Source organism: Arthrobacter antibioticus (genome assembly GCF_030063205.1).
Taxonomy (GTDB): domain Bacteria; phylum Actinomycetota; class Actinomycetes; order Actinomycetales; family Micrococcaceae; genus Specibacter.
The window spans coordinates 162,191-176,319 of the sequence record NZ_JASISQ010000002.1 but is presented as its reverse complement, the minus strand read 5'-3'; the positions used below and the strand labels follow the sequence as shown (position 1 = coordinate 176,319).

The 14,129-nt window shown below is 57.7% G+C and carries 14 protein-coding genes; all 14 read right to left on the bottom strand.

Going from position 1 to position 14,129, the window contains the following annotated elements; translation table 11 throughout:
• Window positions 1-8: 8 nt before the first annotated feature.
• Window positions 9-1,289 (bottom strand): dicarboxylate/amino acid:cation symporter, encoded by a 1,281-nt coding sequence (locus QMG40_RS05885; protein WP_283529009.1) that lies wholly within the window; start codon window positions 1,287-1,289, stop codon window positions 9-11.
• A gap of 230 nt (window positions 1,290-1,519) precedes the next feature.
• Entirely contained in the window at window positions 1,520-2,464 is a 945-nt protein-coding gene (panC, locus tag QMG40_RS05880; protein ID WP_283529007.1) for a pantoate--beta-alanine ligase, read from the bottom strand.
• A gap of 52 nt (window positions 2,465-2,516) precedes the next feature.
• Window positions 2,517-3,443 (bottom strand): Rossmann-like and DUF2520 domain-containing protein, encoded by a 927-nt coding sequence (locus tag QMG40_RS05875; RefSeq protein ID WP_283529005.1) that lies wholly within the window; start codon window positions 3,441-3,443, stop codon window positions 2,517-2,519.
• A complete protein-coding gene (locus QMG40_RS05870) occupies window positions 3,433-4,974 on the bottom strand; it encodes a PH domain-containing protein (protein ID WP_283529003.1) in 1,542 nt (513 codons plus the stop codon). Before QMG40_RS05870 ends, QMG40_RS05875 begins: the two co-directional genes overlap by 11 nt.
• On the bottom strand, window positions 4,971-5,492 hold the full coding sequence (locus QMG40_RS05865; protein ID WP_283529001.1) for a PH domain-containing protein: 522 nt from the start codon (window positions 5,490-5,492) through the stop codon (window positions 4,971-4,973). The genes QMG40_RS05870 and QMG40_RS05865 overlap by 4 nt, the downstream gene beginning before the upstream one ends.
• Window positions 5,485-6,000 (bottom strand): DUF3180 domain-containing protein, encoded by a 516-nt coding sequence (locus tag QMG40_RS05860; protein ID WP_283528999.1) that lies wholly within the window; start codon window positions 5,998-6,000, stop codon window positions 5,485-5,487. Before QMG40_RS05860 ends, QMG40_RS05865 begins: the two co-directional genes overlap by 8 nt.
• A gap of 94 nt (window positions 6,001-6,094) precedes the next feature.
• Window positions 6,095-6,619 carry a 2-amino-4-hydroxy-6-hydroxymethyldihydropteridine diphosphokinase gene (gene folK, locus QMG40_RS05855; RefSeq protein ID WP_283528997.1) on the bottom strand — a complete coding sequence of 175 codons (525 nt, stop codon included), beginning with the start codon at window positions 6,617-6,619 and terminating at the stop codon, window positions 6,095-6,097.
• The gene (gene folB / locus QMG40_RS05850) at window positions 6,616-7,074 is read right to left on the bottom strand and encodes a dihydroneopterin aldolase (protein WP_349361603.1); all 459 of its coding nucleotides are present in this window, start codon (window positions 7,072-7,074) and stop codon (window positions 6,616-6,618) included. The genes folK and folB overlap by 4 nt, the downstream gene beginning before the upstream one ends.
• Window positions 7,074-8,048 carry a dihydropteroate synthase gene (folP, locus tag QMG40_RS05845; protein WP_283528995.1) on the bottom strand — a complete coding sequence of 325 codons (975 nt, stop codon included), beginning with the start codon at window positions 8,046-8,048 and terminating at the stop codon, window positions 7,074-7,076. Before folP ends, folB begins: the two co-directional genes overlap by 1 nt.
• An 11-nt stretch (window positions 8,049-8,059) precedes the next feature.
• Window positions 8,060-8,620, bottom strand: coding sequence for a GTP cyclohydrolase I FolE (folE, locus tag QMG40_RS05840; protein WP_283530099.1), 561 nt, complete (start codon window positions 8,618-8,620; stop codon window positions 8,060-8,062).
• Window positions 8,621-8,718: 98 nt separating this feature from the next.
• A complete protein-coding gene (gene ftsH / locus QMG40_RS05835) occupies window positions 8,719-10,794 on the bottom strand; it encodes an ATP-dependent zinc metalloprotease FtsH (RefSeq protein ID WP_283528993.1) in 2,076 nt (691 codons plus the stop codon).
• Window positions 10,795-11,112: 318 nt separating this feature from the next.
• Window positions 11,113-11,664: a hypoxanthine phosphoribosyltransferase gene (gene hpt, locus QMG40_RS05830; RefSeq protein ID WP_283528992.1), complete on the bottom strand. Its 552-nt coding sequence runs from the start codon at window positions 11,662-11,664 to the stop codon at window positions 11,113-11,115.
• A 53-nt stretch (window positions 11,665-11,717) separates the two neighbouring features.
• Window positions 11,718-12,830 (bottom strand): tRNA lysidine(34) synthetase TilS, encoded by a 1,113-nt coding sequence (tilS, locus tag QMG40_RS05825; protein ID WP_283528990.1) that lies wholly within the window; start codon window positions 12,828-12,830, stop codon window positions 11,718-11,720.
• Between the two features lie 75 nt (window positions 12,831-12,905).
• Window positions 12,906-14,102, bottom strand: a complete 1,197-nt coding sequence (locus QMG40_RS05820; protein WP_283528988.1) for a zinc-dependent metalloprotease — start codon at window positions 14,100-14,102, stop codon at window positions 12,906-12,908.
• Window positions 14,103-14,129 lie beyond the last annotated feature (27 nt).

Below are 14,129 nucleotides of genomic sequence, written 5' to 3'. Positions count from 1 at the left end.
CCCCACCTCTAGGCCAGAGCGTGTGAGGTGGCCGTGCCGCCTTCTCCAGCTTCCACATTTTCATCTGCCGGATCCTGCGCCTGGCTACCCAAGTGCCCCCGCGTGAGCTTGTTCATTATCAAGGCAATGGCGCCATCGCCTGTCACGTTCGTGGCCGTGCCGAAGCTGTCCAGCGCGATGTACGCCGCAAACATGAGCCCCACCTCGGCCTCGCCAAACCCAAGCATCTGCGAAAGTAGTCCCGCGGCAGCAGCGATCGCACCGCCAGGAACGCCCGGCGCGGCAATCATCATCACTCCGAGCATCAGGATAAACGGCAGGTAAGAGCCTAAGGTGACGCTGCCGCCGGTGAGCAATAGGACGGCGATTGAGAAACAGGTAATCTTCACCATCGAACCCGACAGGTGGATGGTGGCACACAGCGGCACGACAAAGCCCGATACCGAGTCCGAAACTCCATTCTTCTTGGTAGAGGCAAGCGTCACAGGAATTGTCGCAGCTGAGGATGAGGTACCCAATGCTGTGAAATACGCATCACGCATGTTCCATAGTGCTTTGAACGGGTTAAGGCCGGACATTGCCCCCGCCACGGAGTACTGCGCAAGCAGCACCACGAACGTCAGGGCAAAGGAAACAACGGCTACGAGCAGGAACTTTGTTACAACGGTAACGGCGGAGCCACTGGCTGAAAGATCCATGAAGATACCAAAGATAAATAGCGGCAGTGCTGGCACAATAATGCGCCGGATCACTGACTCAATGACTGTGCGGAATTCGACGGCTCCGCGAAAGAGCACCTTGCTGTGGAAAGCTGTGAGTCCAATGCCAAGTATGAACGCGAGCACCAGAGCACTCATGACGCCGATCACGGGAGGCAGGACAATCTCTGTCGCCGAGTCACTGGCATTGGCCACCACCGTCAGGTAGGGACTGAACCCCGAGCCGGACTCATCACCAAACGCATCAAGCCCACCCCCTGAGAGGGTCGAGGTGAACAGCCACCTGCTCACGAAGTACGCGAGCAGTCCCGCCAGGACAGTGGACCCGTAGGCGATCAAGGCCGTAATCCCTAGCCACTTGCCGGCGCCTTTGCCAAGCTCGGCAATGGCTGGCATGACAAGCCCCAAAATGATCAGTGGGACAACGAAGCCCAGGAAGCCCGAGAAGATCGAGTTGTAAGTCATGAATACGCTGCCGAGCCATACGGGCATCACCGGGCCCGTAAGAATACCTAGGACGATGGCTAGGATAATCCAGCCAAGTAGCGGGATTGATTTCAACAGTTTCATGGTGATCCTCGGGTCGAAGCAGTTGCAAAAACGCGAGAATACGGACCACGATTGTGGCGCAGGGCACGCTTGAGCAATGTTAGACGGAGCGGGAGGAAAACACGTAATCGGGTGTGCGTGATCTGGAACTTCCGTTGATATTGGAGATGATGACACCCCCTCCGGGGTGTCATCATCTCCAATATCAACGGAAGCGGCGGGAAAAATCGTGGTCCAGCGAGTTTTAGAGATCAGCCCAGGAGCATGTTATCGATCAGCCGGACAGCCCCCACTTTGGCCGCGATAAGGGCTAATGCCTCTCCAGTGAACGGGGTGTCTTGGCAGTTCTCACCACGCGCGGCAAGTGTCTGCGGATCCACAACTTCCAAATAATCCAGCTCCACCCCGGGCGCGCTACGGACCAATTCCTCGGCTGAGAAGATATCAAGTGGCTCATGGGCATCGGCACGCTGCTTTAAAAGCCGTAACGCACGTGAAAGCACCAGAGCTGCCTCCCGTTCCTGCGTTGAGAGAAAGCGATTCCGGCTGGAGGAGGCAAGCCCATCCGTGTCACGCACTGTTGGCACGGCCACGATGTCAACAGGAAAATTCAGGTCCTTCACCATTGTGCGCACCAAGGTCAACTGCTGCGCATCCTTCTGGCCAAAATACGCCCGGTAAGCCGGACGCCCAGACAGCTCGGGGGCGCCCAGGCCGCCGTCGGGCAACCCCACATGCAGCAGCTTCGAGACAACTGTCAGTGCACCGTCGAAGTGTCCAGGACGTGAGGCACCCTCATAAATCTCCCCCATTTTTCCAGCAGTCACTCTAACCATCGGCTCACCACCGGGATACATTTGCGCCACGGACGGGCAGAACATGAAGTCAACGCCGGCCTGATCCAACAGGGCAAGATCGGCTTCAGTGCTCCGGGGGTAACGGGCCAGATCCCCGGCATCACCAAACTGCAGAGGGTTGATAAACACCGAAGCAACCACCACCGAGTTTTCCGCAACGGCAGTGCCGGCCAGTTCGCTGTGTCCGTGGTGCAGCGCCCCCATCGTAGGAACCAACCCAAGCGTGCCCGGGCGAATCGCCGTTTCTGCGCTTAAGCCCTGGCTCTGCGCGCGAGAGTGCAGCAGCTGCGCCGTCCTAGCCTTGAGTTCGGCGATGGTTTTCACTAGGGCAATACTCATGATCTTCACTTTCGGCAAGGTCTGAAAAACACTTGTTCACTTGTATCAATGACTAGCTAAGCGGTGCCCCGGGGTCCGTTTCAGCGTCGTCGTTGGCCAAAGCTGCTTGGACTCCTAAATACGCTTCGGCGGACAAGAGCCGGCGTCTTGCCGCGCGGGCCGCCGTTGCACCTGACATGGCCAGATAAGCATCCAGTACGTCACGCGAGCCCGTGTCAAGAGCGTGTTCTCGCAGCGCGGCTGAATGGGCCGCGATTGTCCCAACATCGCCCCGGGCTACCGGGCCCGTCAGTGCCGATTCACCCGAAGTGAGAGCGTTTTCCAAGGCGGCTCGCAGCAGCGGTCCCAGGACCTGGTTGGGCGATTCCACACCAATATCACCCAAAATTTGTGCTGCCTGGGCTACAAGTGTGACCATATGGTTCGCTGAGTGGGCTAATGCGCCGTGGTACAGGACCCGATCGGCTTCGGCGATGACCACCGGCTCGGCACCCATCTCAACCACAAGGGCTTGGGCGATGGGCAGCATGGCCGGGTCCGCAGTGACCCCGAAGCAACAATCGGAGAGCCGGGATAAATCCAGGCTCATTCCGGTAAACGTCATGGCGGGGTGCAGCGCCAACGCAATTCCACCGGCCGCTTTTACCGGAGCCAAAACGCCGGTGCCAAAACGACCCGAGGTGTGAGCCACCAGCTGGCCCACCTGCCAGGCACCCATGGCCCCAAGACCAGCCACCAAGTCAGCCAACACATCATCCGGAACGGCAAGTAGAACCAGTTCCGCGCGTTCAACAATGTCAGAGACCTCAAGCACCGGCACCCCAGGCAGCAGCAGTTCAGCACGCTCTAAAGACGCCTCCGAAACAGCTGACACTCCTACAACAGCATGCCCGGCGGAGCGCAGTGCCGCACCCAATACGGCACCTACCTTGCCCGCACCGATGATTCCTATGCCAAGGCGGCCTGGCTTAATGGCCACGTTCATGCTCCTCTGGGAAGAATTTTTGCTCGTCAGCTGTCTTCACTAAACGCGGCGGCTGCGTGGAGATCCCCGGAAAAGGGTCTACCTCAGATTCAAGCCATCTCTCGTTGCGATGCAAACGCCGTGCCGTGGCAGCCCGGACGGCCTGTTCATCGAATAGCTGCAGAGCGTTTGCCACCGACATGTGGTGCACCAGTGGACGGATAGGGCCCACTGTTGAATGCAGTTCAAAGTCGACCAAACCAAGTGCTGCCATAAGTGGTCCCTGGCGCAGGCCCAGCGACTGGGTGCGCTCATGGGGCACAACCTGGAGCCTTCTAAAAAGTACTCCGTGACGGCAAAGCAGAGCCGTCTGCGTAGCCCGGAAAGCGTTATAGCGCCATGCCAAAGGGTCGATCCAACGAGCCGAGCGCGGCGAGTGAACAAATCCTTCGGTGTTACCCGGCCCGCGCAGCCCGGCGGTAAAGACGTCAAAGGGATTTTCAACTCCCGGATCCGGAAACACCAGCGAAAGCACCGTCATGACTTCCTCAAGCGTTCCAGCCGGCAACAGCACCGTCCGTGAACCATTATCCGAGGCATCAGCGCCATAGCCGGCAACATTCACATGTACCCGATACCAACCAAATGGGCGCCATATAGGTCCTTGGCTGATACCAACAGCTTGAACTCGGCCAGGGGGAATAGTCTGGGAACGGGTTTCCAGCATGCCATAGTGGAGCCGCACACCATCCGGGGAAACCGCAACCCTGAAATTAAAATCTGTCGTGATGGATTTCCAGTACGCCGCCCCAATACCGATAAAAATGGGGATAGCGGCAACGAGGATTCCGGGGCTCCCACTCCAGACAACGGCCACCACGGCTGCGGCAATGACAAGCAGGGCAAACACTGTTGTGCTGCTGATAACTGCCGCACCAATAATCCGGCCTGTATTCAGACTAAGCACGTGATGCTCTGGGGCCTCCTGGACCTGCTCCGGGGCTTGCGGATCAACGCTCACCCCTGCCGCACGGGCAAGAATTGCTGCCCGCAGCCGCTTGGCCTCGGTGAGCTTAAGGAAGGAGAGTTTCATAGCCGACTTCCCTCCGTCGGCCACTTCAAATTTCAGTTCCGCAAGCCCAAACATCCTTGCCACCAGCGGTTGCACCACATCGATCGCCTGTACCCGATCAATGCGGGCCCTGCGCTGTTGCCGGAACACCACACCGGAGTTAATGTGCACGTGCTGATCGGTTACTTGGTAGCGGGTGAAGCGCCACGACAGGAAGAACGCCACACCAAAAATGACTATGGCAGCACCTACAACCATCGCAATAAATAACGCTGGAGCGCCACCAGTGGGGGAACCACCGCCGCCCCAATCCTCGCTAAATAGAGAACTCAGCGAGTTCCTGCCAAAAACGAAAATAACGGCAACGATGGCAACCCAGCCGCGGACAAAGGGCGAGACAGGGTGTACTCGATGCCAGGAGTCCTCGGCGTCGGTCCGGAAAAACTGCTCATGAGCGCGAGCTTCCTCGTTCACAAGCCAGCCAATTTTGCCTCACCACGGGCAGAGAGCTGCTCACGGAGGCGTGCGGCCTCAACTGCCGGCAGACCATTGATGAGCGCGTTAGTGCCAGGGGATGCCGTGTGGAGGTGGATGGTGCTGAGCCCGAGCAAGCGTTCCAATGGCCCCATGGTCACGTCCACATACTGCATGCGACCGTAGGGCACAACCATGACCCGGTGGAACATGATGCCACCGCGGATCAGTAGGTCCTCGTTACGTTCCGCATAGCCAATAGCACGCACCTGTCGGGGGATGAGGATCATTTCCCACACAATGATGATGACAACTACTGCAGGGGCTGCCCATGCTAACCATGCCGGGTAGCCGCTCCAGACTCCTGTCAGCTTTAGCGTCAGCGGCACTGCTGTCACGGCCAAAAATATCAGGGCGCCAATACCACTGGAAATGAAGCGTGCCGTGATGAGCCTGTCAGAGACGCGCAGAAAGGTAACGTCTTGCGGGTCAATCACACTGCTTTTTTGCTTACGCAAATTCTTCCTCTCCTCGCCCCTCTTGTTTGGGGCGGGGTTTTGCTGTGGGTTCACTGTCCTCGGGCGGAACTTTACAAAAACGCTCTACGATAACGCCCACGGCAACCATCACCAGGGCACCCGCTATCAAGGCAACCATCTGCCAGATCACGGCCAGATCTGCGCGCATGGCAATGGTGGGCAGCTGATCAACTAAAATGCCCAGGTGCCAGCCAAGAAGCACGGCTCCAGCATAAGCGCAGGCTTGGGCCAGCACCACTGTGCGGGCTGCCATCAGCGGATCCAGGGCTTTATCTCGATTTCCGTCCCGCCAGCGACGGACCTTCAAGCCAAGGACCAGGGACACTACGGCGATCAGGGCCATGGTGATCAAGGAACTCAAAGGTAGAACCGGCAGGGCCAGGCTCGCGCGTGAGGTCAGCTCGGTGGTGGCCCACCCAACCGCGGCCACAATAACCGTCACCGTCACCAGCCACGCAGGCCTGATGGTCCGCATTGTGCTTCTCATTGTTGCCTCTTCGATTCGCGTTGGACTACACATTCAACCGTACCGGTTTTTCCCATTTTGGGATTTTTACTGACGGTGGTTCGCCCGTTGCCGTTTAGGAGTCTTGGTTCGCGGAGTTATCTGGCTCAACGCTGATGCCGGGCATGTCTGGTGCCGCGGCCGCCAGTTCTGCCACCGAAGAGCCACTGAGTTTGGCATTGGGCTCCATCAACGACCACGGGTACAGCACGAAGGCCCGACCGGCAGCGCGTGGATGAGGCAGGGTTAGCACTGGATCCACACTGCTTTCTTCCCCATACGTGATGATGTCGACGTCTAGGGTTCGCGCACCCCAACGAACAGTCCGGGTTCTGTGGTGGGAGAGCTCAACCGCTTGGCAATGGGCCAAAAGTTCTGTTGATGTCAGCGCCGTTTCAATGGCGATGACCATGTTCAGAAAATCTGGTTGCCCCTCGGGCCCACCTACTGCTTTGGTGGTCACAACAGGTGAAACGTTTAATAGCCGAACTTCGGGTGGATCAACTAGGTCCCCAACGGCGCTCTGCAGTGTGCCTGCACGCTCACCTAGGTTACTTCCTAATGCCAGGATGGCTCGAGTAAGTGGGTGGAGCGCAGTCACGCTTTACCCGCCAGGACGGCTTTGCTTTCACTAGTGACAGACTCGATTACCTTGACTTTTCCGGCCTCGAGCTCGCTTGCGCGGAGTTGTTCACGGGACCTAAAAACAGTGACGCTCACGTCACCAAAAGGTACCTGAATCGGGGCCTTGGGTTTGTGAATTGTCACTTCAACGGCGTTGAGGATGGGGAAGTCGATGAGGATTTTCTCAACCATGCGAACACTCAATGTCTCAATCAAATCAAATGCTTGCCCTGTCACCATAGCCACAATGGTCTCAGCAACAGCGCCGTAGTTTGCTGTTTTGTGCAGATCATCCGTGGCAGCTGCGGCGGAGACATCCAAATGCAACACAGCGTCAGTGATGAACGGCTGACCGTCACGTTTCTCATGCTCAAAAACGCCGTGATAGCCGATGGCGGTCACGCTTGTCAGCTTGATGCTATCTTGGCCCATCACTGTGTATCCACACAGGAGGGTTCTGTCTGGCGCGCCGCCGCCAACCGGGCGTTGCGGTTAGCGTTACCAACTAGGAGCCGGGCGGCAACCTTCGCGGCGTCAAGGCTCGCTCCAACGTCGTGCACGCGAACACCCCAAATACCCTGGGTACCGGCAAGTGCTGTGGTTGCCGATGTGGCGTCGTCACGTTCCTTGGGTGCGGCAGCCTTTCCGGCACTTGTCAGCAAAGAACCCAGGAAGCGTTTGCGAGAGGTCCCCACCAATACCTTGTTGCCCATGTCAGCCACACGATGCAGGTTAGCCAGCAATTCCCAATTCTGATCGGCGTTCTTGGAGAAGCCAATGCCCGGATCAAGGATCAAATTCTCAGGCCTAACTCCTGCTGCATAGAACTTCTCGCGCACCTCGCCCAGCTCACGCACCACGTCATCAACTACATCCGTGTACTGAGTCAGGGAGTCCATGGAACGGGAGTTCCCACGGCTGTGCATCAAGACGTAGGGGACCGCACGCTGCGCAATCAGCGCGATCATGTCCTCATGGACGCGGGCACCAGAAACATCATTGATCAACCCGGCGCCGGCATCCAGTGCCAGTGCAGCTGTTGAGGCGTGACGTGTGTCCACACTGATCAACGCCCCAGCCTTTGCAAGGGTTGAAATGACGGGCAGGATGCGCCGTTGCTCCTCGAGCTCATCGACCTCGAGGGAGCCGGGGCGGGTGGACTCGCCACCCACATCAATAATGTCTGCGCCACCGTAAAACATCCGCAGTCCGTGCGCAATGGCAGTCTCTGTGGAGTCATAATCGCCACCGTCGCTGAAGGAATCCGGGGTGCAGTTCAATATCCCCATCACCACCAGACGGTCCGTCGGCAAGGCCGCAAATGTTGCATTTGACCGCCGGGCGCGAAGGACAGGCAAAGGAGAAGTGGCCGGCCCCGTGCCGGGTGCCGCTGCGAGAGAATCCATTGTGTGTCTAGTTACCTTCCAAGAATCAGGCTCATGGCTTCGGCCCGGGTGGCAGGCTCGTGAAGCAGACCGCGGACAGCGCTTGTGACTGTTTTGGCCCCTGGTTTACGCACGCCACGCATGGACATGCACATGTGCTCACACTCAACGACAACAATGGCGCCGCGGGGCTTGAGATGTTCGATCAAAGCATCAGCAATTTGGCTCGTGAGCCGTTCTTGCACCTGTGGACGTTTGGCAAATATATCCACCAGCCGCGCGAGCTTGCTTAACCCGGTGACTTTGCCGTCCGACGACGGGATGTAACCTACGTGCGCACTGCCATGAAATGGCACCAGGTGGTGTTCACACGTTGAATAAAACGGGATGTCTTTGACAAGCACCATTTCCTCATGGGCAATATCAAAAGTTGTACCTAAAACATCGGCTGGGTCTTGGTGCAGGCCGGCAAACATTTCTCGGTAGGCCTTGGCTACACGTTTGGGAGTGTCGAGGAGTCCACTGCGTTGCGGGTCCTCACCAATAGCTAAAAGTATCTCCCGGACTGCCGCCTCAATACGTGGCAGATCCATCCCAGCTTCGTCACCCGCGAGGGCGGCGCCATTGGCACCGCCCTGCTGGAAGTCGAGTTCGTCGTCGTAATCAGTCACGGATGTGATTCTATCGCCGATTATGACTGTCCTGGCAGTTGCGGGGTATCGCCCTTGCCAAGATTGATGCCTTGCTGGGAGTTTGGCGCATCTACTTCACCGTCCAGGTGGGCGTTGGCAAGCTGGTCCTGAGGGGAGGTAGCATCCGGAGCAGGGACACCCGCTTCCAGCGCCTGACGGCGTTCCTTGTCGGTAATGACAGGGGGCAGATCAGAGACGGGGCGGGAATCCTTAGATAGCCACACCTTGCGCTGGGGCGGCCTGCGCAGATTCGTGAAAATCTCCGCGATCTCAGCCTGGTTCAGGGTCTCACGCTCAAGGAGTTCAAGAGCCAAACGGTCAAGGACATCGCGGTTGGCTATCAACGCCTCATAGGCGTCGTCGTGCGCCTGATCAATAAGCTTGCGAACCTCTTCATCCACAACCCCGGCAACAGACTCCGAGTAGCCCCTATCCTGGCCAGCGTCACGACCCATGAACGGCTCACCTGCGCCGGAGCCAAGCTTCACGGCACCAATCCGCTCACTCATCCCGTACTGGGTAACCATGGCACGGGCGGTGGCGGTAGCTTTCTCAATATCGTTTGAGGCGCCGGTGGAGGGATCGTGGAAAACGATCTCCTCAGCGACACGGCCACCCATCGCGTACGCCATCTGATCGAGCAGTTCATTACGCGTGATTGAGTACTTGTCATCCTCGGGAACAACCATCGTGTAGCCCAACGCACGGCCACGAGGCAGAATGGTGATCTTGGTGACGGGGGCAGTATTGTGCATGGCCGCAGCCACCAATGCGTGACCACCCTCGTGGTAGGCGGTGATCTTGCGTTCCAGTTCCTTCATGACGCGGGTGCGCTTCTGCGGCCCGGCCATAACCCTGTCAATTGACTCATCCAAGGCACGGTCATCAATGAGCTGCGCGTTGGAGCGGGCAGTCAACAGTGCGGCCTCGTTAAGAACGTTCGCCAGGTCAGCACCCGTGTAACCGGGTGTCTTCTTGGCAACGGCGTTCAAGTCCACACCGGGCGCCATGGGCTTGCCCTTGGAGTGAACGTTCAGGATTTGTTCGCGGCCCAAACGATCGGGCGCCTCAACAGGAATTTGACGGTCAAAGCGGCCTGGCCGCAGCAGGGCGGGGTCCAGGACATCCGGACGGTTGGTGGCGGCAATCAAGATGACGTTGGTTTTTACATCAAAGCCGTCCATTTCAACCAGCAGCTGGTTCAGCGTCTGCTCGCGCTCGTCATTGCCGCCGCCAATCCCGGCACCACGGTGACGGCCCACGGCGTCGATCTCGTCAACGAAGATGATGGCTGGGGCGTTGGTTTTGGCCTGCTCAAAGAGGTCACGGACACGGGAGGCACCCACACCAACAAACATCTCAACAAAGTCAGATCCGGAGATGGAGTAGAACGGTACGCCGGCTTCGCCTGCCACGGCACGGGCCAGAAGGGTTTTACCGGTTCCGGGAGGCCCGTACAGAAGAACACCCTTGGGAATCTTGGCGCCAACGGCGGTGAACTTGTCAGGGTTCTGCAGGAAGTCTTTAATTTCGTGGAGTTCTTCCACCGCTTCATCCGCGCCCGCAACGTCATTGAACGTCACCTGCGGGTGGTCTTTGGTGAGCAGCTTGGCCTTTGACTTGCCAAATTGCATGACTTTGTTGCCGCCGCCTTGCATGCGGGAGAACAGGAACCAGAAAATCAGGCCGATCAGCACGAAAGGGATCAGCAAGGAAAGCATGCTTGACCAGAAGTTATTGGACGCCGGCTGGTCGTCAAATTTTTCCAGTTTGGCATTGTCAATAGCATCAACCATGGTGGTTGCCCGGTAGCCGCCGTAGTAGAACTGGACGTTCTTGCCAGCCTTGCGGTCATCGAGCGTTGTGTAGTCGTCCTTGAGGACCAAGTCCACGCGGCCTTCGGACCCAAAAATCTTGGCCGAGACAACTTTGTCATTCTTGAGCAGGTCCAAGGCTTCAGAAGTGCCGACGCGGCTCTGCCCTGTGCCAGTCAACGTGAATAGGCCGGCCCCAATGAGCACAACCACCACAATGATCCAGACAAATGGACCTTTGAAGAGTTTTTTGACTTTCATGTGTTCGAGGCTAGGCCTCGTCCCTCCCGCTCAACCAATTCATACCTGTACAAGACGCTGCGAGACGTCCTCGAGTAATAGCTTTACACCGTTCGCCTAAGTACACGTACAGGAATTGCCTTTAGTTCCCTGTGGGCATAAAGATTTCCCGCTAAACGGTGCCTTAGACGCAAACAGCCCGCCCTGGGGCCGAGATTTCCTTGGCAAATCTGCGACCCGTCAGCCACCAACGGCTTGAGGGTCTGCTGTTCCTCACCTACAAAAAATATCGCCCCCAAGGGCAGGCTCATGCCCACATCCGCTCACGCGCGGATGTGACTACTCGTAAATGTGCGGAGCCAAGGTGCCGATGAAGTCCAGGTTGCGATACTTTTCAGCAAAATCAAGGCCATAACCAACAACAAATTCGTTGGGAATCTCGTAGCCAACGTATTTAACGTCAATCTCAACTTTTGCGGCTTTTGGTTTACGCAATAAAGTACAAATTTCAACGGATGCCGGTCCACGTGACATCAGGTTGGCTCGCAGCCATGACAAGGTCAGACCGGAATCAATGATGTCTTCAACGATGAGTACGTGCTTGCCCATGAGGTCCGTTTCAAGGTCCTTCAGGATACGCACAACACCTGAGGACTGGGTGCCGGAGCCGTAGGAGGAAACCGCCATCCAATCCATGGTGACGTGACTGTGCAAGGCCCGGGACAAATCCGCCATAACCATGACAGCACCCTTGAGTACGCCGACCAAGAGGACGTCACGGCCCTGGTAGTCAGCATCAATCTGTGCGGCCAGCTCGGCTACGCGGGTTTGAATTTGTTCTGTTGTATAAAGAACGTGCTTAAGATCGGCTTGGACGTCTTGTGAATCCACCAATGACTCCTGATTGTGAAGGTTTTGGTACTGGTTTTAGTACTATTGGGCGCTTACGTGTTGCGTCTAAGAACTAGCTTCCCATAGCCGGGGCCCTCGTGGGGAACACTCTGGTTGCGGGAGATTCTGTAGGCACTGACTTTTCCTGCGAGTTGAACGGGCCCGGCAGAGCCTGTTCGCTCCAGCAATTTTTCGGCCGCACCGAGTCGCTCAAGGCTTGGCTGGACTCCGCCAAGTTCGACGACGGCCAGCGCCAACATTCTCATCCTCAGGGCCGGAGCCGCTGATCTGAGTGCATCTTCGGACAGGATGATCTCATCAGCGCCACTGTCATCAGCACGGTTTTCCCGGCAGTTATCAGCACGGTTTTCCGCAAGTTTCCCCGGAGAATCACCCGTGTCTCTGGCTATGCTGGTGTGGTTGGTTGCGTTGGTCCGGATGGCAATTTTGTTGTATTCGGTTGCGGCAAGCTCATCAAGAAAGTCCGCGTCATGACCCAAAATGTTCGCTGATCTGGCCAGGGATTCGGTGATCCCGGGGCCCAGCTCGGCCCGTAGCTGGGGGATCAGCTCGTTTCGGACCCTGACCCGCAGGTATGCCGGGTCTTGATTGGCCGGGTCATGCCATGGCGTGAGTTCTAACGCATCACATATGGCCAAAGTCTCACTTCTGCGCAGTCCCAAAAAGGGTCGTAGATAGATCCCCCGGCGTGCCCGCATGCCGGCCAACGAACGCGTCCCTGACCCTCTGGCCAGTCCCAGCAACACCGATTCGGCTTGGTCATCGAGGGTATGTCCCAACAACACACTGTGAGCACCCACTTCATGCGCCGCGGCCTCAAGCGCCCCAAAGCGAGCAGCCCGGGCAGCCGCTTCCGGGCCGGCGCCGTCATAGTCCAGCTCAACTTCGCGCACAAGTACGGGGTTCAGTCCCAGCGTGCGGAGCTGGAGCGCAGTAGCCTGAGCAACCTCGGCGCTGCCGGCTTGCATCTGATGGTCAACCACGACGGCGCCAACACGAACTTCCCCACGTTTGGCAAAGAACGCGCAAACAGCAGCCAACGCAAGCGAGTCCGGCCCGCCGCTGCAACCAACCAAGATTAGGGGCGGGTTCTGAACCTCGCGGTTTTTACCTGTGGTTTTCAGTCCCAAAAGTTCCCCCACCATGGCCCGAGCCTTGCCAACGGTGGGGTCAAGGCGGCGGCGCGGTTGAGGGCTTCTTGTTCTCGTTTCGGGACGCAATTACAAACCCATCCGCTCAACCCAAAGCCGGGCGTTGTGGATTTCTTTTTCTGTGGGCAGGTTCTCCGCCTGCGTCCACACATGATTGAACCCCTCCATGCCAACCACTGCCACAGCATCCCGGACAAACTTGGCACCGTCACTGTACTGGCGCATTTTTGCGTCCAGTCCTAGAAGGTTTCGGAAGAATTTTTCAACAACGCCTCGGTCCTTTCCTCGGCTGTTGAAGCGTTGGCGGATAGTACGCACTGTAGGAACAATGCTTTGGTCAACACCGTCCATCACAACGTTGGCGTGTCCTTCAAGCAGGCTCATAACAGCCGTCAGGCGTGAGAGTGCCGCTTTTTGCTCAGGATTCTGAAGCAAATCCAGAACCCCGCCACGAGGTTGATCTTCCAATGGCAAACCCTCACCCGGTTTCGCCAACTCTTTGGGCTTGCTGGACTTGCTGCCAAGCTGCTTGGCGGATTGCATAATGCGTTCCCCAAAGTTCTCCGAATCCCCCACTAACAGTGCCCCCAGTTTTTCAATCTCACTGAGCATGTGGTGGCGAAGCCAGGGTGCAGCGGCGAATTGCACCCTATGGGTTTGCTCATGAAGGCACACCCAAAGGCGGAAATCGGCTGGTGCCACTTTCAGTTCGCGTTCGATGGTGATGATATTTGGCGCCACGAGAAGAAGGCGCCCACCCGCTGCCTGCTCTCGATCGGAAGTAGCTGGCGCCAGCGCGGAGAAAGGATCGTACTGCCCAAGCACTTTACTAGAGAGAAACGCCAGGGCGCCGCCCAGCTGTGCACCAGTGACGGTGGCACTCACGGCCGTGCTTGAGCCCCCGGGGACCGGTTTCCCCCCGGCTTCTTGTGCACTCTGGGCCTGCTTGGCTGCCACGGCACGCAGCACGGGGTCCATCATGACGGCGAAACTTTGCGTATTGGCCTTGGCCCATGAGGCCCGGTCTACCACCAGTACCTCGGAGTCATGCAAGTCCTTGGCGGCCTCAAGCCGACTGATTTCATGCACGTATGGAACTGAGCGTTCAGCCATCAGGCGCAGGTTGTCCACGGCTGCGGAGATTTCGGAACCGGTCAGCGCCGGACCGGCCGGTGCCAAGTTGGCGGCCGTCTTAGCGGCCAACTCCCAATTGACCATGCTGGGAGAAGTGGACGGTGTCGTTGCGGAGTTGCTCTGCGGAGTCATGGAACCATCAGACCACAAAACCCTGAC